General features: G+C 25.3%; 17 protein-coding genes and 2 pseudogenes. 4 read left to right on the top strand and 15 right to left on the bottom strand.

What is annotated here, in order from left to right:
* Positions 1 to 227 precede the first annotated feature (227 nt).
* Both JWF52_RS05020 and JWF52_RS05015 read right to left on the bottom strand, forming a co-directional pair.
* Complete coding sequence (locus tag JWF52_RS05020) at positions 228 to 368, bottom strand: hypothetical protein (protein ID WP_208332243.1); 141 nt, start codon at positions 366 to 368, stop codon at positions 228 to 230.
* A 106-nt stretch (positions 369 to 474) separates the two neighbouring features.
* Entirely contained in the window at positions 475 to 1,038 is a 564-nt protein-coding gene (locus tag JWF52_RS05015) for a GNAT family N-acetyltransferase (protein WP_208332242.1), read from the bottom strand.
* Between the two features lie 395 nt (positions 1,039 to 1,433).
* Between JWF52_RS05015 and JWF52_RS05010 the strand changes: the two genes are divergently transcribed.
* Both JWF52_RS05010 and JWF52_RS05005 read left to right on the top strand, forming a co-directional pair.
* A complete protein-coding gene (locus tag JWF52_RS05010) occupies positions 1,434 to 3,230 on the top strand; it encodes a M56 family metallopeptidase (protein WP_208332241.1) in 1,797 nt (598 codons plus the stop codon).
* A 547-nt stretch (positions 3,231 to 3,777) separates the two neighbouring features.
* Positions 3,778 to 4,581: a MerR family transcriptional regulator gene (locus JWF52_RS05005; protein WP_208332240.1), complete on the top strand. Its 804-nt coding sequence runs from the start codon at positions 3,778 to 3,780 to the stop codon at positions 4,579 to 4,581.
* 179 nt (positions 4,582 to 4,760) lie between these two features.
* Here JWF52_RS05005 and JWF52_RS05000 read toward each other — a convergent pair whose 3' ends face one another.
* From JWF52_RS05000 to JWF52_RS04990, 3 genes are all read right to left on the bottom strand, one after another.
* Positions 4,761 to 5,018: a DUF2695 domain-containing protein gene (locus JWF52_RS05000; RefSeq protein WP_286184014.1), complete on the bottom strand. Its 258-nt coding sequence runs from the start codon at positions 5,016 to 5,018 to the stop codon at positions 4,761 to 4,763.
* Between the two features lie 294 nt (positions 5,019 to 5,312).
* Positions 5,313 to 5,705 (bottom strand): hypothetical protein, encoded by a 393-nt coding sequence (locus JWF52_RS04995; RefSeq protein ID WP_208332238.1) that lies wholly within the window; start codon positions 5,703 to 5,705, stop codon positions 5,313 to 5,315.
* Positions 5,706 to 5,839: 134 nt separating this feature from the next.
* On the bottom strand, positions 5,840 to 6,313 hold the full coding sequence (locus JWF52_RS04990) for a GNAT family N-acetyltransferase (RefSeq protein WP_208332237.1): 474 nt from the start codon (positions 6,311 to 6,313) through the stop codon (positions 5,840 to 5,842).
* Between the two features lie 276 nt (positions 6,314 to 6,589).
* Here JWF52_RS04990 and JWF52_RS04985 point away from each other — a divergent pair.
* Positions 6,590 to 6,877 (top strand): annotated as a pseudogene (locus JWF52_RS04985) (BlaI/MecI/CopY family transcriptional regulator); the annotation flags it as partial.
* Positions 6,878 to 6,882: 5 nt separating this feature from the next.
* A complete protein-coding gene (locus JWF52_RS04980) occupies positions 6,883 to 8,142 on the top strand; it encodes a M56 family metallopeptidase (RefSeq protein WP_208332236.1) in 1,260 nt (419 codons plus the stop codon).
* Between the two features lie 186 nt (positions 8,143 to 8,328).
* Here the strand turns inward: JWF52_RS04980 and JWF52_RS04975 are convergent, their stop codons facing one another.
* From JWF52_RS04975 to JWF52_RS04930, 10 genes and pseudogenes are all read right to left on the bottom strand, one after another.
* Positions 8,329 to 8,694: a hypothetical protein gene (locus JWF52_RS04975; RefSeq protein ID WP_208332235.1), complete on the bottom strand. Its 366-nt coding sequence runs from the start codon at positions 8,692 to 8,694 to the stop codon at positions 8,329 to 8,331.
* 5 nt (positions 8,695 to 8,699) lie between these two features.
* Positions 8,700 to 8,948 carry a hypothetical protein gene (locus JWF52_RS04970; protein WP_208332234.1) on the bottom strand — a complete coding sequence of 83 codons (249 nt, stop codon included), beginning with the start codon at positions 8,946 to 8,948 and terminating at the stop codon, positions 8,700 to 8,702.
* Between the two features lie 186 nt (positions 8,949 to 9,134).
* On the bottom strand, positions 9,135 to 10,325 hold the full coding sequence (gene hydF / locus JWF52_RS04965) for a [FeFe] hydrogenase H-cluster maturation GTPase HydF (RefSeq protein WP_208332233.1): 1,191 nt from the start codon (positions 10,323 to 10,325) through the stop codon (positions 9,135 to 9,137).
* 9 nt (positions 10,326 to 10,334) lie between these two features.
* Positions 10,335 to 11,710: pseudogene (hydG, locus tag JWF52_RS04960) on the bottom strand ([FeFe] hydrogenase H-cluster radical SAM maturase HydG).
* Positions 11,711 to 11,726: 16 nt separating this feature from the next.
* Positions 11,727 to 12,776, bottom strand: coding sequence for a [FeFe] hydrogenase H-cluster radical SAM maturase HydE (gene hydE / locus JWF52_RS04955; RefSeq protein ID WP_208332232.1), 1,050 nt, complete (start codon positions 12,774 to 12,776; stop codon positions 11,727 to 11,729).
* 124 nt (positions 12,777 to 12,900) lie between these two features.
* On the bottom strand, positions 12,901 to 14,961 hold the full coding sequence (rbr, locus tag JWF52_RS04950; RefSeq protein WP_208332231.1) for a rubrerythrin: 2,061 nt from the start codon (positions 14,959 to 14,961) through the stop codon (positions 12,901 to 12,903).
* A gap of 645 nt (positions 14,962 to 15,606) precedes the next feature.
* Complete coding sequence (locus JWF52_RS04945) at positions 15,607 to 16,491, bottom strand: hypothetical protein (protein ID WP_208332230.1); 885 nt, start codon at positions 16,489 to 16,491, stop codon at positions 15,607 to 15,609.
* A 234-nt stretch (positions 16,492 to 16,725) separates the two neighbouring features.
* Entirely contained in the window at positions 16,726 to 17,424 is a 699-nt protein-coding gene (locus JWF52_RS04940; RefSeq protein WP_353654877.1) for a Type 1 glutamine amidotransferase-like domain-containing protein, read from the bottom strand.
* A gap of 1,719 nt (positions 17,425 to 19,143) precedes the next feature.
* On the bottom strand, positions 19,144 to 19,743 hold the full coding sequence (locus JWF52_RS04935) for a response regulator transcription factor (protein WP_353654876.1): 600 nt from the start codon (positions 19,741 to 19,743) through the stop codon (positions 19,144 to 19,146).
* Positions 19,736 to 21,304 (bottom strand): sensor histidine kinase, encoded by a 1,569-nt coding sequence (locus JWF52_RS04930; RefSeq protein WP_286184012.1) that lies wholly within the window; start codon positions 21,302 to 21,304, stop codon positions 19,736 to 19,738. The genes JWF52_RS04935 and JWF52_RS04930 overlap by 8 nt, the downstream gene beginning before the upstream one ends.
* Between the last annotated feature and the right edge of the window lie 6 nt (positions 21,305 to 21,310).

Here is a 21,310-nt window from a genome sequence, read left to right as displayed (position 1 = left end):
CCTCATGTAATTTTAAGATTTCTTCAAAATAATTCATTAATATCATCCTTCCTCTTTGATAATTATTTGCTATGGTTAAATGGTATCAGCAAATTAAATACATTAAAATATTATGGAAATTTAAAATAAGTTTTGGTCATAAAGGATATTTTGATATTTTATTAACGTATTATTATATATTTAAAATCATTAAAAAATAAAAAAATACCTACACAAAGTAAGTATTTTTATCTGTTTTTCCAAGAAATTAGTTTCTCCCAAGGATCATTTCCAAAATAAATTCCTAGTAAAAGCCCAAATATTAATATATAAAGAGTATATATTGGTACTACTAAAAATTTTTTAAAATTACTTTTTAGTATATTCATATTTCTCTCCTTTTATAAAAAATATATAGACTTATAATAGCCTATATATTTTATTATAGCCCAAAGTTATAAAATGCTCTACATTATTAAATTCAAAATATATTAATTACTTATCATTTTCAAAAGATATATAATAATTATTTCTGTATAATCTATAATAATAAAATTCTCTATCTTCATTTTCTCCAAATACAAATAAGGTTTTAGTAGCTAATTTTTCAAATCCTGCTTTTTCAATTACCCTTTGAGATGGTTGATTTCCTATTTGAATTATTGCCATTAAAAATTCTATATCACTATTTTTAAAAATCCAATTTATAATAGCTTGACTAGCTTCTGTTGCATATCCTTTATTAAGATGGTCATGGTCTATAAAGTATGCAATTTCTGTCTCATTATTTACTTCTTCTTTAGAGTCAATTCCAATAAATCCTATTAATTGATTAGTCTTTTTTAAAGTAATTCCCAACATTACAGTAGGATTTTCTCTATTATATTTTAGATACTGACCCACCCTCCAATCAATCCAACTTATAGTTTCACCCAGGGTGCTTTCAAAGTCTGGCATCCATTTTAAAATATGTAATTGGTTTTCTATTTTATTTAAAGCTTTTGAATCACTACTAAAAAACTCTCTAATTACTAATCTCTCGGTTTCAATTTTAATCAAAATTAGCCCCCCAATTAAACCTTATAAATAATCACTTTATATCTTATTATTTTTTATTTTATTTTAGAATTATTAGTTTCTATAATATATATTTTACTAAAAAAATAATTATATATATAGTTATTAATTTCAATCCATAAAAATGCAATTTCAGTCCATTTTAGTTATAAATATAAAGTATACATCATTCAATTTTATGAACCACTTATATAAAGGTTAACTTTTTTCATATGGTTAAAAGCCGATATTATCTATTTTAGGTATTATCGGCTTTACTTTATCTATATTATTTAGAATAATTTACCTTGACATTTTTGGATTACAAGTGTAATATTAGCTTAAGAATTACAATTGTAATCTTTAACTAGGGGGTTTGTTATGAGGAGCAAAATAATATGAATGAATTATTTAAAACTATAATTCAAAGTACTTTTTATGCAAGTGTTATTGGTGTTTTTATATTGCTTATTAAATTTATTTTTAAAAATAAATTAACACCTAAGTGGATTTATTTAATTTGGATGATATTGATTATAAAACTTATATTTCCTTTTGGTCCACAAAGTAACTTTAGTATATTCAACAAAATAGAAACTAAAAATATTATTTACACGGACATATCAAAAAATAAAAGCAATATAAATAAACCAGTACATAAAACTGAAAATATTAGTACAAACAAAGATATTAATGAAAATATAGAAAGAAATAATCCTATAATTCCTATAGAAAAAACTTCTATAAATAATAACTTAAGTTTAAGTCATATATGGATTACTGTATGTTTAGGATTTATTATACTTTTTAGCTTTTCGTATATTCTATTAATTAAAAACTTAAGAAAAAATCAAATAACTTTAGACTCAAGACTCAAAAAATTATTTTTTAAATCGAAACAAAAAATGAATGTAAAATCTAGTATTAGATTAATTTTGAGTGATACAATGCGATCTCCCGCTATAATGGGAATTTTTAAACCTACTATTGTACTTCCTTTAAGTATTATTGATTTAGAGGATAAAGAACTAGAATATATATTTTTACATGAGTTATCACATTTCAAACGAAAAGATAATGTTATGAATTGTGTATTAATAGTTCTTCAATCAATACACTGGTTCAATCCATTTTTATGGTATTTATTTAGACAAATAAGAGAAGATATTGAACTTGCTACGGATGAAAAAGTACTTTCTAGTTTAGAACATAATGAGTATAACAATTATGGTATTACATTATTAAATGTAATTTCAAAAGTTAATAAGCTAAAATTTTATCCAAATATAATTAGCATGGCAGATGATAAAAAAGGGGTGGAAAAAAGGATTATGAATATAAAATTTATGAAAAATAAAAAGAAAAATGGTATAGTTATTACTTTAGTTGGGGTATTAATTTTAGTAGTGGCATCTCCAATATTTTTAACTAGTGCAAAGTCTAGTGCTAAAAGTAATGAAGATAAGATTGTCACAAGTAAAGATACGTTAAGTGAAGTTCAACAAGGCTACTTTGATATAATTGAAAAGAAAAAGTTAAATGAATTTATGACTAAATCTGATGTTGAAAATATTTTAAAGCTTGTAAATATAACACCTGAAGAAGATAATAAATCTAAAGGTGAAGAAATATTTAGACAAGGATCAAAATATTTAACATTAAAATATGAATCAGAAACTCAAGAACTATCTAGTTTAAATTATAAAGACACTAAAGAAAATGATGAAGTTACTTTATACGGCTCATATTTAAAAAATTATCCAGAAGTCGCTGAAGATAAATCATTTAAAATACTTATCGATACTAAAAACTTAAATACTTTAGAAAAAATATCAAATAATATAAATTATAATGGTGCAGATAAAAAGTTATATGATACATATCTATCAATAGTTAAAGATGTTCAAAAAAATCCATCTCTAACAAAAGATGATATAATGAATAAATATAAGGGTTTTAAAAATTCTAATAAAAGAATCATATTAGAAGGCAATGGTAAATTAATAGTTTATCATGACTCAAATGGGAAGATACTTTTCCTACAGTTATTTTCAAATAATAACTCTGAGGCACCTTTATTTGATTCTTCTACATCAAATAATAAACCTGGACCTGGATATAATAATTCTATAGTTATAAATTTAAGCTATATTATAAATCAAAAAGATCTTTTTACTAAGATTATAAATAATTAAACTAAAACCGATAGCTTCTATATTAGATGCTATCGGTTTTATTTTGATTATTTACTTCTATTTTTTAACTAATCTATTTTTATATGTAGCTATTGAATTCTTTTTATAACTTCCTAGTCAAATCTTTTTTCTTAAATGATACTCTATATGAATTTGCTCTATTAAGTTCATATTTTTTAGTTTTATCTTTAGATGATATTTCTAAATAAACATCCTTTAACTTAAATTCTTCTCTTTCATCTTTGCATTCTACATTATTTAAGTTTAGAGATTTACTATTATAAATAGTTTAAGCCACTTACATATATTTAAATCTATCTAAATTGTTTATTTTACCTTAAGGTGTCTATGAAAACATATAAAAATATCGTAGACAAAAATTAAGAATTAAATAAGTTCTTAAATTTTGACTAAAAATAAATGCTAAATTCTACCCATAGATTAGCTATATTAAAATTTATCTAAATTAATTATTGACTCTATCATTATGGTAGACTTTATAATAAAAATGAGCTCAGAAATAACATATATATGTGAGGTAAATAAGATGATAAAGATTGGCGATTTTTCAAAATTCACTCGTATTAGCATTAGAATGCTTAGACATTATAACGAAATAGGACTTTTGATTCCAGATACAATAGATGAATCTAATGGATATAGATATTATTCAGAAACACAACTTGATAAAGCAAATAAAATAACAGCTTTAAAGTTTATGGGATTCAGTTTGAATACAATCTCGGGGTTACTTTCAAGTAATGAATCTGACTTAGTAAAGGAAAGACTTTTAAAGAGAAAAGAAGAGCTAATTCACGAAGGTGAACTTATAAAAGAGAAATTAAGACTTTTAGAAAATACAATTAATAGATTTGAATTGGAGGATTATTTAATGAAATATACTGTAAACTCAAAAGAGATGCCTAGCAGAAAGGTTGCTAGTTTAAGAAAAACAATACCAAGCTACAATATGGAAGGAATACTTTGGGGAGAACTTATGAACTCTGGTCCAGATATTAAAATAGCTTACCCTTGTTATTCAACGGCTATCTTCCATGATGGGGAGTATAAAGAATCTGATGTTGATGTTGAAATACAAATCTCAGTAAAAGAATTAGGAAACTCAGTTGGAAATGTTGAGTTTAAGGAAGTTCCTGCTCAGAAAATAGTTAGCTGTGTATTTAAAGGTTCATATAATCAAATAAATGATGTTACAGAATCTATAATTTCATGGTCAAATCAAAATAATATTGAACTAGCTGGACCAATGTTTAACATATACTTAGTTGGACCTTATGAAGAAAAAAATCCAGCTAACTTTGTAACAGAGGTCTGCTTTCCTGTGAAATAATTTTTATATTAAGTAAAAATGCCATTAGAATCCATGTATTTAGATTCTAATGGCATTAACTTTATTCTAAATATGTAACTAGTCCCTAAAGTGAAATTTTAAGAATTGTTAAAGAAAACTAATGTTTTATTGGACATAATAGAAGAACAGTAATTTTACTATTCTCTATAAAAATATAATTAGTCTAATACCTTATCCTCAATATTTGCTAACACTTCACAATCACAAAAACCACCATTTTCATTTAACCATTCAATTGAATTTTCTAAAGGTAATTCATTGTTCTTTAAAAACTCTATAGTATATTTTAAAGTATCATCACATCCATAAGTTTCTAAAGTTTCATCAAGGTAGTCAAACAATTCTTCAAATAAATCTTTGATAAAAGGAAGTGAATTATTAAATTCATCTTTCTGAGATTTAGCATATTTTTTCAATAGTTCTTTCTTCTTTTTTTGTCCATAAGTGCTCACCTCCTAAAATATTTTCTATGTAAATACTTGAAATGTTAATTTAATTATAATATATCTATCAAACTACAACTGTCCACTAAAACGGATGTTTTTATGAACAGTATAATAAGACACCTTTACTATTAAGTTCTAACATTTAAAAGCCATTACTTTACCTATTTTTATAGGCATGATAGTATATTCTGAAACAAACAACATCAAAAATGGGAGTATTACCATTTAAAACAATGCATCATAGTGAATTTATATTTAAATTTGCTATATTAACTTACTTAGCTTGTTTAGCCACCAATCAACAAAATGAGGATATGCATTTTTACAACAGTCACTTAATTCAACATATTTAAGCTCTGAAAAATTATTTACATCATAATTCTCTTCAATAAAGCTACACATTTCATTTAAATTAGTATGATTAACTTTTTCATCTATAATATCATTAAACCATTTGTTCCACTGTAATTTAAATTTTTCAAAATGTAAATCATAAAAATTTGAAATAAGTATATTAGTTGACCAACGCTTATTTTCTTCATCAAAGTTTTTTCCATCAATCAAATTATACATACAGCCTGTAAATATAACAAAATTTAATAAATCATCCTTGGAAGTAATGATTAACCATGATTCATTACCATCTTCATACATCATCTAAAATCTTCTTAATTCAGCTTTAAAGCTTGATTTTATTTACTATTATCATTATTAGTTTATAAACTAAAAGAACAATAAATTTAACCTTACTATTCTCTTGATTTTCAATATATAGTTATACTTGTGTTATTTTATTCGTTTGGATAAATATAAACTTCACTTTGTAATTTTTCTATCCATTCATCATATATAAAACCTAAATTAAGTAATAAATTTTTCGAAGGAATATTTTCTTTTTTAGTCATTGCTATAATCTCACATTCAGGATAGTTTTTTCTAACTAGTGGAAGCACAGCCTTTACAGATTCAGTTATATATCCTTTTCTAGAGTAAATTGGATTAATTGCATATCCTATTGAAATAGTTTTTTCTTTTTTTATAATATAAATATCCCCTAAAAGAGTATCTGTAATTCGGTCACTAATAGCAAATCTAATCCCTTCATTAATGTTTTTATGACCTAACAAATCTTTTCTATAGTCGTCTTTTGATAAATATTTTAGGTTTTGATGTTTCATCCATTCTTCATTATTTCTATAAGCTATAAATAATTCTAAATCTTTTTCTTTAAAGCATCGTAATATGCATCTACTAGTTTCAATCATTATATAACCTCACTTATAAATTTAATTGGCACTTTATAACAATTTTTAATTTAATTATAGCAGAACTTATAACTTCTTATTATGAACACATCTATTTCCCTGTAATTTAAATAAAAATATGTTGACGAGAAGGCAATTGTCGTACTACACTTTAAGTATAAAGGTAGACAGTTGCCGTAAGAAAGGAAGGTGTTAAATTTGAAAAAAATTCCTCGAACAGAACTTCAAGTTATGAAATACATATGAGCTCAAGAAGAACCTAGGGTAGCGTCTGTTGATATTACAAAATTTATGAATGAAGAGTATAATTGGTCAAAAGGAACCACATCTAAAACTCTTATGAGACTAGTGGAAAAAGAATTTTTAAAATCAGAAAAAGAAGGTAGACACATCTTTTATTATCAACTAATTAATAGCGAAGAATATCTAAAGTTTGAAACTCAAGACTTCTTTAGCTTTATGCATGACAACTCTTTATCTAGTATGATATCAGCTCTTGATGATTCTAAGGATATATCAGAAGAAGATATTAAATCCTTAGAAAAATGGATAGAAAGTAGGTAATTACTATGAGCTATGTCATATTTGATATCTTAAAAACAAGTATATATATAAGCATACCAATTATATTAATAGCTTTATTAAAAGATAAAATTCTAAGTAAATATACTTATAAATTAAATTATATACTTTGCATTTTGATAACTTTAAGAATGCTTTTTATATCAAATATAGAAATATATTTGCCTTTTGAATTTTTAAAAACTCAAAATAATACAACTCTGAAAAGTATATACTACATAAATAATGAAAATAGCAGTTCATTAAATTATGTTAAAATACTATTTGTCATTTGGATATTTGGTACTTTATATGTTATCTTTAGAAATATTTATAAACAAATCATATTTTATAAAAAGATAAAAAATATAGCTTATAAAGTAACTGATGATAACATAATAAATAGTTTTGAAGAAGAAAAGAAAGCTTTAAATATAAAAAGAAATATTGATGTATTTAAAGTTGATGGACTTTCTTCACCTGCTTTAATAAATATTTTAAGCAGTAAGATAATAATACCTAATAAGGACTATGATAAAAAACAATTAAAGTGGATTTTTAGACATGAGCTAACTCATTTTAAAAGAAAAGATAATTTATTAAAATTATTTTTAATGATTGCTTGTGCAATTCACTGGTTTAATCCATTAATAAAAATAATAAAAATATATTTTCATGAACAATGTGAACTTTCTTGCGATGAAAAAGTACTTAAAAAATCTAATATAAATGATATCAAAGAGTATGCTTTAGTGTTAGTTAGCACATTAAGATATAGAAATACTCTAAAATCTAATATGCTTTATTCTCAGTTTAATACTAACCAAATTGATTTAATTAAAAGGAGAGTTGAAGGAATGATGAATTTAAAAAAACGTAAAAAAGGAACACTTATAACACTATTTTTATGTGGTATTTCAACATTATCAATTTTATCATTTAATCTAATCTACAAACAAAATACAGCTTACGCTAACCAATCAGAAATAAACAATGAAATTGATCCAAAATCTAATGAAAATTCTCAAGTAAGACCTAAGATAATAACAGATGAAGAGCTAAAAAATAACCTTAAAAAGGTTAAAAGAAGTGATGTGAAAGATGAAATGGAATTTTATCAAGATAGAAAGTTCGATGAATTGACACAAAAAGAAGTAGATTATGCTATTGATTTTCTATTTACTGGTAAATGTAAAAGAGTGCTAGTTGGTTCAGATGTTTCATATTCAATTAACACAGATTCTTTATATAAAGATAATAATAACTAATATATTTTATATACAATTTAATTAATATATAGAAAGCACTTCTTTAAATAAGGAGTGCTTTTATTGTATTTAAAATAAATCAGTTTCTAAAACTACATTAAAACCTTAACATATAGAATTTTTCAACTTCAAAATATATAACTATAGTTAATTTTATTATAGCAAGATTTATAGATTTTCATATTACTAGATTAACTTGCTTAACTTATTTATCCACCAATCTCTACTTAAATTAAAGTACCCATCAGGAGTAACTATTATATACTTATCATTAATATCTAATACTTTAGGAACCCCTGTATATACCATATCTAAGTAGAGCTTAAATGGTTTAGATTTTTTATTTAACTTACATTCTAATTCACTAATATATTCAGAAATTTTATTATTACCAATAAATTCATAAAAAGACAGTGCAACTCTACCACCAGCTTGCATATTCCACCAATCAACGAAATGAGGATATGCATTTTTACAACATTCTCTTAGCTCAACATATTTAAGTTGTGAAAAATTATTTACATCATACTTTTCTTCAATAAAGCTACACATCTCATCTAAATTAGCATTCCTAATTTTTCATTAATAATATTATTAAACCATTCGCTCCACTGTATTTTAAGTTTTTCAAGATGCAAATCATCAAATTTTGAAATAAGTATATTAGTCGGCCAACGCTCATTTTCTTCATCAAAGTTTTTGCCATCAATCAAATTATACATACAACCTGTAAATATAACAAAATTTAATAAATCATCCTTTGAAGTAAAAATTGACCATGATTCATTATTACCTTCATACATCATCTGAAATCTCCTTAATTCAGCTTTAAAGCTTTATTTTATTTACTACTTTTAGATTATAACCTAAGTAAATCAAATATTTTGTCGAATAATAAAATAATTTTGAACTCTATTTAAACCTTAACCTACTATATAATATATTTTCTATTCTCTTATTAAAATAGTAAATATATAAAACAAAAAATAATCTTATCTATCTCTAAATAATTCAATACTTCTATCTAATATTCCTGTAAAGTATGCAATTACTAATCCATAATTAGTTATTGGTATAGTTTTTTGTTTACATTTTTCTATTTTAGTTATTACACTTTTTCTATTAACCATACATGCGCCACAATGTATTACAAAGTCATAGTCTTCTAAATTTTCTATAAAGTCATATCCAACCTTAAAATCAAAATTTAACTTACCTTTTGCTATTTTTTCTAATATATTAGGGATTTTTACTCTTCCTATATCTTCATGGCTTATATTATGTGTACAACTTTCACATATTAATACTTTTTGACCTGGTTTTAAGTCTTTTAGTTTTCTTGCTCCCTCTATAAACTCTCTAAGTTCACCTTTTTGTCTTGCAAATAATATAGAAAAGCTAGTTAGCTTTAAATCTTTAGGTATTATATCTTCAACTTGTTTAAATGCTTGTGAGTCAGTTACAACTAAGTCAATATTATTTAGCTCAGTTATTGCTTCCTTAAGTTCTGTGTCTCTTACTACATATGTTTTTATACCATGATCTAAACAATCTCTAATTACTTGTACTTGTGGAAGTATAATCCTTCCTTTAGGGGCTTCTGAATCTATCGGGACCACTAAAACTACTTTTGATCCATATTCTAGCAAATCTCCTATTATAGACTTTTCTTCATCTTTTTCAAGAGTGCTTATTAATTTTTCTTTCAATGCATCAATGCTAATATCTTCTTTTACTGATATAAATAATGCTTCTTCTGATATTTCTTTTAATTTACTAATTTCATTTACACTTAATTTATCTAACTTATTTACAACTAAGATATGATCTAAATTATATTTATCAGCTTTATATTTCCAGATTTTATAAGTTGATATATCCGGATTTTTTCCATCTAATACATATATAGCTAGATCCATTCTCTTCATGTATTCATAACTTTTTTGTATTCTTATATTACCTAGCTCGCTTTTATCTTTAAGGCCAGCTGTATCTATTAAAAGAATTGGTCCAAAAGGAATAAGTTCCATTGCCTTTTGAACAGGATCAGTAGTTGTACCTTCTATACTAGATACTAATGATATATCTTGACCTAATATTTTATTCATCAATGATGATTTTCCACTATTAGTATTTCCATATATACCTATATGTTTTCTATTTGCATTTGGAGTGTTATTCATATGTACCTCCTATATATAAAAATCTCTTTTTCCTAGTTTCATTTTTTCTAAGCTATTTTTTGTATAATCTTTTATATCATCTCTTTTTATATTCTCAACTTCAACTTTTATTATTTCTTGCGCTTTTTCATATAATTCTTTGTCACCATAATCTAATGTAAATTCTTGAAGTGTCATTATAGCATTTGGTTCACATACATATTTTATATTCCCAGACTTTGCAAGTTTCATAAATCTATCTCCAGTTCTACCTTTTCTATAACAAGCTGTGCAATAACTTGGTATATAACCATCATCTAATAGTTCCTTTAAAATTTCAATTGGAGATCTTTCATCATTAGTTTTAAATTGCTTTATATCTCTACCTTCTTCCCTTTCCTTATATCCACCAACACCAGTTGAAGAACCTGCAGATATTTGGCTTACACCATACTTTAATAACTCTTTTCTCATAGATGCAGTTTCTCTAGTTGATAGTATAAGACCTGTGAATGGTAATGCTATTCTAAGTATAGCTACTACTTTTTTAAACATTTTATCATCTAATAAATGTGGATAACTTTCTAAGTTAACTCCACTTGCTTCTTGAAGTCTTGGTACAGATATAGTATGGAATCCAACACCATATTTCTCTTCTAAATGTTTATTATGCATCATTAAACTTAGTACTTCAAACCTTGCATCAGCAAGTCCAAATAAAACTCCCGCACCAACATCGTCTATTCCAGCATCCATGGCTCTATCAAAAGATGTTAAATGATAATTATAATCACCTTTTATTGACTTTGGATGCATTTTATCATAAGAAGGTTTATGGTAAGTCTCTTGGAATAAGATATATGTGCCTATTCCTTTTTCATGTAATAATTTATAGTTTTCTACTGTTGTAGCAGCGATATTTACATTTACTCTTCTTATTTCTCCATTTGCATTTTGTGTTTTATATATAGTGTCTAAACATTCTAATACATAATTTATAGGAGTATTGACTGAGTCTTCCCCTAACTCTAAAGCCAACCTTTTGTGACCCATTTGTTCTAATATCTTTACTTCTTGAGCAACTTCTTCCATTGTAAGTTTTCTTCTTATAAACTTGTTGTCTCTTTTATATCCACAATAAACACAATTGTTTACGCAATAGTCACTTACATAAAGAGGTGCAAACACAACAACTCTTTTTCCATAAATATCTTTTTTTATATCTCCAGCTAAAGAATATATTTCATTTAAGTCTTTTTCATCTTCTGCTTGAAGCATATAGCTATTTCTTCATAAGATAAACCTTCTCTTTTCTTAGCTTTTTTAAGTACTGCTTTAATCTCATCATTTGATTGATTTTTAGTTTTTTCTAATATCTCATATATATAGTCGTGATTTATAAACATAACCAAAGCTCCTTTTTTATTTAATGAAATCTATATTATCTCCTCTATTAACCTCAACTTCGAACCCTAATTCTTTTATTTTTTCTTCTATTAACTTTCTATACTCTGCATCTTCATCTAATATATATGCCTTGTCGTTATATAGAGAGTATTTTTTCCTTACACTCATAGGAGATAAGTTTGGCATTATTACGTTACCTCCAGCTTCAATACCTGCATTTCTTCCGTTTTTATCAATACTTGATAAAGCTGTTGTAGCAGGAAGTAGCACCTTTGGTAAAAGTAGCCTTACTATAGATAAACATATTATCGTTTTTTCTAAGCTACCATGACCAAATCCCTTTAGCGGAGTATCTTTATGTGGTATAAAAGGTCCAATTCCACACATTGCAGGCTCAAACTCTTTTACAAATATTAAATCATCAACTAAATCTTCATCAGTTTGGTTTGGTATTCCAACCATAAATCCAGCTCCGGCTTGATATCCAATTTCTTTTAAATTTTTTAAACAATTAAACCTTTCTTCAAAACGCCCTCCTGGATGTATAGATTCATATAGCTTTTTAGATGCACTTTCATGTCTTAATAAATATCTGTCTGCTCCAGCCTCAAATAACTTTTTATAAGATTTATAATTTCTTTCTCCTAATGATAAAGTTATTGCATTTTGAGGAAACTCTTTTTTTATAGCTTTGATAATATCTATTATAACTTCATCACTATAATACATATCTTCTCCACCTTGGAGTACGAAGGTTTTATAACCTAACTTATCTCCTTTTCTTACACACTCTAAAACCTCTTTTATATCTAGCCTATATCTTTGAGCATTCTTATTACTGCGTCTTAGACCACAATACAAACAATCTTTTTTACAGAAACTTGTAAGTTCTATAAGCCCTCTTAAGTAAACTTTATTAGAATAATGTTTAAGCCTAGTTTTATGAGCTTTTTCTATAAGTATCTTTTTAGATTCTTCATCAATATTTTTTATAAGATATATAAGTTCTTCTCTTGTCGCATTATTTTCGTTATATAATTTTTCTATTATTTCATTTATATACATGAAATTACTCCTTATAGATTAATATTTGGTGAAGTTTTTAACAAAATAAGCTAGGTAAAATATTTATTTTTCACCTAGCTAAATATATTTTAATAAATAATTATTTAAATTAAATTAATATATATTAATAATTTTCAGTTCTAACCTCAAAAAATCCTTGAGAGTACATACACACTTCACAGCTATCTGGAGCCTTTTTACCCATAACAAGATGTCCACAATTTAAACATTCCCACATTGTTTCTTCTGTTTTTTCAAATACAGATTTCATATCAACATTGTTTAAAAGTTTACGATACCTTTCTTCATGAGCTTTTTCTATTTTACCTACTAATATAAACTTTTTCGCCAAATCGAAGAACCCTTCCTCTTCAGCCTCTTTAGCAAATTTCTCATACATATCTGTCCACTCATAATTTTCACCTTCAGCAGCATGAAGAAGATTTTCACTTGTATTTCCTAAGTAACCTAGTTCTTTAAACCATAACTTAGAATGCTCTCTTTCATTTTCAGCTGTTTTTAAAAATATATGCTGAATTTGTTCATAACCTTCATTCTTAGCTACATTTGCAAAGAAAGTATACTTATTTCTTGCTATTGACTCTCCTGATAGAGCTTCTATTAAATTTTTCTCTGTCTTAGTACCTTTATATTTATTGCTAGATTCATTTTCTTTATTTGTTTGATCTTCTATTTTTACAAAAACTGTTGAAGGTTGTTTGCATATAGGACATACAAATCCATCCTCTAACTCTCCCTCATGTATATAACCACATATTGAACAACTATATTTAACTGATGTATTCATTTTTTTTCCTCCCAAATTTTCACTTTTATCAAAATAAATTGTATGTAACATTTTTTTAGCTAAGTCACTTAATGGATTACCATAAAATTCTTCATACAATTTTTTTATTTCTTCATTTTCATGACTCAGTCTTAATTTCATTTCAGAATCTCTTTTATAAAGTCCCTTTATACGTTTTTCTCTAAGAGAGTCTCCTTTAAATTTAGTATCCTTTGGTTGTCCACCACCACCAATACATCCAGCTGGACAGGTCATTACTTCAACAAAATGATATTGTTTTTTTCCACTTTGCATTTCATTTATAAATTTAGATACATTTTTTGTTCCATAAATTACTGCAATATTTATATCAATATCATTTATTTTTAAAGTAGCTTCACGGACACCATCCATGCCTCTAACATCTTTTAAATTATAAAATTCTTTTGGTGGATTTTCATTCGTTATATATGAGTATGCTGTTCTTAATGCAGCTTCCATAACACCACCAGTATTAGCAAATATAACTCCTGCACCAGAGGATTCCCCCATTAACTTATCATAGCTACTATCTTCTAAACTACTAAAATCAATATTTTTCTCTTTAGACCACAAAGCTAATTCTCTTGTAGTTATGACATAATCCATATCACGCATTTCCTCAATATTGTTATATTCAGCAGATGCGTTCATTTCTTCTCTTTGAATTTCATATTTTTTAGCAGTGCAAGGTGTGACAGCCACATTGATAATTTTTAGTGGATCTATTCCCATCTTTTTTGCAAAATATGTTTTTATAGTTGGTCCTTGCATTCCAATTGGACTCTTTACTGAAGATATATGCTCTAATATATCTGGATGGAATGTTTCAGCATATTTTACCCATGCTGGACAACAACTCGTAAATTGAGGTAATGGCTTTTCTTTATTTTGTACCCTATCCAATAGCTCACTTGCTTCCTCCATAATTGTTAAGTCTGCAGCAAAGTTTGTATCAAGAACATAACTTGCACCAAGTTTACGTAATAGTGAGACCATCTTACCTTCGACGAAGCTACCGTCTTGCATTCCAAATTCTTCACCTAGAGAAACTCTGACAGCTGGTGATGTAGAGAATATAACTATTTTGTCTTTGCTTTGAATAATAGATTCTACCTCTTTATAATCGTATACTTCTGTAATACTTGATGTTGGACATACATTTGCACATTGCCCACAATCAATACATACAGCAACATCATTTGTATTCTCTAATGAATAATTCCCATTTACTCCTATGTAATCTGTACAGATATTTTTACATAAACCACATTTTATACATTTTTCCTCATCTCGGCATATCGAATAACTATCAGTTTCTATAGCTACACGAATATCTGTTGATAAATGTTTACTCATTTTATATTCCCCCTTTCTTTTTATTTTAATAATAGTAATCGTTACTATTATTAATTTATAGTTTATATTATATATTTTTTTATGTCAATATTAATTTTAAATCTAACTAATATATATTTTATTTGTAATAATATTAGCTTGGTTTAAATTAAGGCTAATATTAACAATCATTATTGTAATTAGGGAATAATTTATTTATTCAAAAGAAGCTAAAATAAAAAAAGATTTATTATTACTTTAATCTATTTGTAAAATAGAGAAATAATAAAAAGATATGGAATCATGAAGTTTAAAAATAATGGCAATACACCAAACCAAGAAACGGTAACTACGTCTACAGAAATATATGGAGGAGATGAAAGCGACATAAAAAAACAATAGACTACTCTAAATATAAAATATAATGTTTGAATAAAAGAGTATCATATTAAAATACTATATAACTTAATATATTAATCATGTCTAATTTAATTTACAATCAATTGAATATATTGTAAGAATATCTAACAAATAATTAATCATTAATAAAGACTAATAAATAGGTTTGTATAACAGAGTTTCCTCTTTAGTTATTACATTTAAAAATTAAAAAGACACTCAAGATTTATATGTAAAATTTCTGAATCTTGGATGTCTCTTTATTTACTATTTGTTTATATTTTCTCTTATTTTTTTCCCGTCATGTTGAATTTTTAATTTTGTTTCAATCTCTATATTGATATCCTTAACTGGTATATTATCATACCTTACACCCATAATTGCTACTGGGTGAGTCAAATTATTTAATGTTGTACCAGGCTTAATCACCTTAGGTAATTTATTTGTATACTCACTATGTATCACACCTGAATTCATATCATCTTCTATGACAAAATCATCTGACCAATTGCCATCTTCTAACTTATCACTAGATAAATTTGTTGTAAAACTACATAAATCACTAAAACTTCTTCCTTCATCAATTAATTTGATTGACTGATTTCCTTCATATCTTAAATTAAAATCCATAACAGTACATGAATCTTCATCTTTTTCTATTTTATTTATAGTCATATAAATTTTCTCACTCCCATGAGATTTGTTATCACATTTATAAAATAAAAATTCTTTACCTACTGTAATGGGCTCATTAAATTTTCTAAATCCTATTTCTAACTTATCTATAATAGAATCTCCAAAGAACATGTAAATAGAAATTACTACTACACCTATTATTATAATTATTTTATTAGTTTTACTTGTACTGATGTTTTTAACAAGTAAAATTAAATTTACTATTAAATATATAAAAGTAAATAAAGTTCCAACTGCAAATAAAATAATTGATATAATGGTTAAATCTTTATTTAAATATTGCATTATCCATGCAGTCATACCAAGAATCGTATTAGATATACCTTGATTTTTTATTTTGTTGAAAAACCCTTTTTTATTATCATCTTCAGAAGATTTTCTAACCATAATCCCCGCTGTAAATAATGTAATACCTAGTGATATCTGCATAGTACTCAATTTTAAAAATATATCCATTTTGCCATCCCCTTCTAAGTCTTGCGTTATATGTTTACCATAATAATTTATATAGTAAACTTTAGTTAAATTATATATAGTAGGATAATAAAAGTAAATTAAATAATATTCCATAAAATACATTTAAAAAGCATTAACAAAAAAGACACATCAATTACTAATGTGTATTAAAGTATATTCTAACGTAAAATTTTAAAGATTTTTATTAAAAACTAAATGAACATAAAAAATATTTTACAATAATTTTGATACATCCTTAAATTCTTTATTATCTAATATATCTTTTGAAATAACTCCATTACCTAGATTAGACAGTTTATAAGCATTTGCATTTTTATCACTTTTTATTATTTTATACTTATCATCTTTAAATACAATAGCAGTATTATTTTCCAGTGCGATTCCAACTTCACTACTAGATAACATCATTTTATCAAAACGTTCTCTTCCATATTCATTATAATGAGGACAATGAATAGCATTTATAAAACTAAAACCTTCTACCTTTGAGAATTTCCAATTATCATCATTACTTTCAAATGAGTTACTGTCACTATGACCATACTTAAACCAACATATTGAACCTGCACTAAGTCCAGACAATACTGTATTATTTTCAAAAGCACTTCTTAAATATTTGTCTACATTTTTTTCTTTCCATACTCTCATCATTTCTTCTGTATTGCCACCACCTACATAAATTAAATCTGATGAGAGTATTTTATTTTTAATTTCACTATCTTCTAAATTATGTGATAATAGCAATAATGAATCAGTTTTACACTCTAATTTTTCACCATAAACTTTGTTAAATATATCTACATAAGCTAATGCATCACCACTAGCTGTAGGAATAAACAATGTTTTAGGATTTTTTATTCCACTAGATTCAACTATATATTTATCAATCTCTAAAGTTTCAAAATTTCTTATTTCTCATCCACCAATTGCAACTATAGTTCCCATAATATATCTCCTTAACTTTATTAATAATTGATAATTAAAAAATGCTTTATATATTAAATTATTGATAAATTACAATATTTAATAATTTATCTGCAAAAAACTTGGATAAGCAATATAATCCTTTAAGTTTTTAATAGGCAACCAACACATATACTCACAAACACCATTCACATAACTATTGTTGTTAAGTTCTTGTGTTCCAGTACCTTCAAAAAAATTTTCATGTATAAAAGCTAGTCTTTCAATTTCGTATTCTACTGCTGATTCTAAATCATAATTATAATACTTGTGACTTTTTTCACTCTATTCTTCCCCCTTTTTAATTTATATTTATAATAAATTTTAAGTAGAAATACTGATTATCCACTAAAATACTATGTTTATAGTGAATTAATAAATAGAAAATCATTTATTTTACTACTAATTTACCACAAATGAAAAAGTCTTAATATGATATAGTTAGATTATTTATGCTTAACATATCCTATTTCTATATTTCCATAATTCAAAGCTCGTTCAATTATATTTATTATATGTCACGTATTTTTCTAATTCTATCCACTTCAATTTTCTAAAGGATTAGAAGTGATTTTTTAGTATATTACTTATAATTTTTTCACTAAAAAAGAGAAATTTTTATATTTGTTTCATCATCTATCTTCATAAGAAATTCAAAATAATGCAATATATACTTGTAAAATAAATTTGGAAGTATATATACTTAAATTAATAACAAAGAGAGTAGGTATAAAATGAAAAATAAAAATTTGGACATTAGTTACATTATACTGTTTTTTATACTTTCTGGATTAACTATTATATCAATACCCTTGTGTTTAAAATGTGGTATTGAATATTTGTTAATATCAGTTTTATTACTTTTTATAACCGTATGCTTAGGATTAAAAATCAAAAAAACAAATATAAATAACTAGTAATTAAAGTGAAAGCGATTAAGAGAAAAAACTTAATCGCTTTTTTCTTTTTAAATTTAAAATAGAAACAAAATATATCCTAAATAAAATGAGAGAAGAACAAATAAAAAACTAATTTAAAATATTAAAAATTTTGTTTTGATAAGCGTGATAATCAAAAATATTAATTCAATAATTGTAAATGCCAATTTCTCTTAGGATGAGGTATAGGAAAGACTACATCTAATTATCCAAAATGCCTAAAATTGGATAGAAAGACTTATTTGTATTATAGATATAAACATTATATTATTAATCATATCAATTTTAAATTCATTATCAGATAATATCACCTAATTCTACCATTTTATTTTCATTTTATAATTAAATCTTTTATACCACTTATAACATTTACTTATCTTTAAAAATATTTATTAACATCATTCTTTTTTATACCTTTAACACTATTTTTTATATATAGTTATTCCTAAAAATTTTTGACATATATTCAACTAATTTCATAAGTTTTATATAAATTATATCATATTGAATATCAAAATTTTGTTAAGAAAAACTAAAATAATGCAACCTATAGTCTCAAAATAAATTTAAAAATTTGAAAAACAACAAAGATGAATTATTATCATCGACAACTCATAAAAATAATAAGGGTTACTCGATATCAAAATTATATTGTATTTTACGATAGTAATAACTACTTAATTGCAAAAATCGTAGGTTAACAATAATAACTGTTAACCTACGATTTTCTTTAAAACATAGGTGTAATATAACCCATTTGCAATGCTTTAGTTACTGCTTCTACAGATGAAGTTACATTAAGTTTTTCATATATATGTTGCAAATGATTAGATAATGTTCTTTCACTAATATATAAATCTTTCGCTACTTCTTTTCTTTTTTTTCCACAACTTATCAAAAATAAAATATTTTTTTCTGTATTTGTTAGCTCCTCAATAATTAGCTCATTATTTTCAAGTGAGAAGCAAGTATAACCTTGATATACTCTAAGCAACGAATCAAATAATTTATCCGGACTAATATTTTTGTTGAGAAAGCCACTGATCCCTAATTTTTTTGCTTCATGCTTATATACTGGTAAATCATATCCTGTTAATATGATAATATTCAAGTTAGGTAAGTCCTTTTTTATATTACCTGCAATACTTAACCCGTCCTCATCACTTAGTTTACCGAGGTTTATATCCATTAGAACAATATCTATTTTCTGCTGTAATATAATTTCTGTTAAAGATTCTACATTTTGAGTTGTGTGAAAATTTTCAATTTCTTCATATTCTTCAAATACAATAGCTAAACTTTTTGCAAAAAGTATATGGTCATCAACCAATAAAATGTTTATAAGAATCATCTCCATTCATTATAATTTCAATTTCAATGCGAGCACCTTGCGGTATGTTTTTTGAAAAAATTATATGCCCCCCTAAATCTTCTATTTGCTCTTTTATAGAAGAAAGTCCCTTGTGTTTGATTTTATTTGGTTTTTCTGCATTTTCAATGGAAATACTTTGACTTCCATTGTCACAAACACTTAATCGCAATACATTTCTTTCTACTGATAATATTATCCACGCATGTTTACCATCTGAATGTTTAAATATATTCGTCAACAATTCTTTCGTCAATCTGTATATAAGTATATCATAGGGTTTAGCAATAAATAAATTATCAGAACACTCAAAAGAAACTTTTATCTCTCTATTTGGAAAAGTTTCAGAGACACCTTCAATCAAGTTAGCTAAATTTTCTTTTAATGTTAAAGATTTTAAGATTATCGGGTGATAATCATGCATTTGATTTCTAATATGTACGTTTAAATTATCTAGAGTTTCATAAATGATTTTTTGTACTTCCGGTCGATTGCTTCTACTTGTCATATTTTTGACGGAAAGTAAATCTTGTAATACTTCATCATGTAAAAAAGTTGCAAATTCTGTTTTTAATCGTTCTTCGTTCAGTAATTGATTTAATGTAATCATATATTTACTGTTTATAGTTATTGTGCTGTATCTATTCTTTAAATTTTGTTCTAAGATGATATTGCACAAAAAAACAATGGCAAAAAGTATGTTAATCATAATCACAAAAATTATGAAAGAATAATCCAAAGCAGATATTGTCATATATAAGATCACTATGCTTACTGAGATAAAAGTGATTAACTGACGTAAAGAAAATATGCTTGTTAATGGGATACTCTTACTTTCTTTAAAAGTTATTCCATGAACGCTTATCGAAAATAAAAACACTACAATATACATTCCAAAGTTTCCTATATGATCATCTAAATTTAGTGTCATTAAGTAATAGATAAAGAATATCACTAATGTCAAGCCTATTGAAAACATCACAATTTTCCATTCATTTTTCAAAACAAAACAAATCCGTTTCCAATGATAAAAAATAATAAAAAGAACACATATTAAACTTCCAATAAACTGTATTCCAAACATACTGGCATATACTTGATTAGAAAATAATACACTTATTAATGTACCAATGCAGAATACCAGCAATAAAAAATCAGTTGTTTTTTTAAATCTGTACTTATAGCCTTGGAAAATAAATAAAAAACAAAATTTAATTGAACACGTTATAATGATTGGATTTAATAAGAGAAAAAATATATTCATACCATTCATAGTTTTAGATGAAGATAATAAATACCAGCTATCTAATGTCAGTAATCCGCTGAAAAGATTAAGTATTTTATTTTCTCGAAGATTGCATGAAATTATATATGTTACATCTATTAAAAACAATGTAGATAGGAATAACGGCACTAAATTTTGTATTTTAAATGAAGATTGACCTGCTACTAATCTACACATAAATAAAATTGATAAAATATGGTTGATAAAAAATACCTTCTTTATTGTCAATCCTTTCAATATTTA

The organism is Clostridium sp. CCUG 7971, assembly GCF_017590215.1.
In the GTDB taxonomy this organism is placed as follows: Bacteria; Bacillota; Clostridia; order Peptostreptococcales; family Peptostreptococcaceae; genus Faecalimicrobium.
This window is presented reverse-complemented; position numbering and strand designations above follow the sequence as displayed.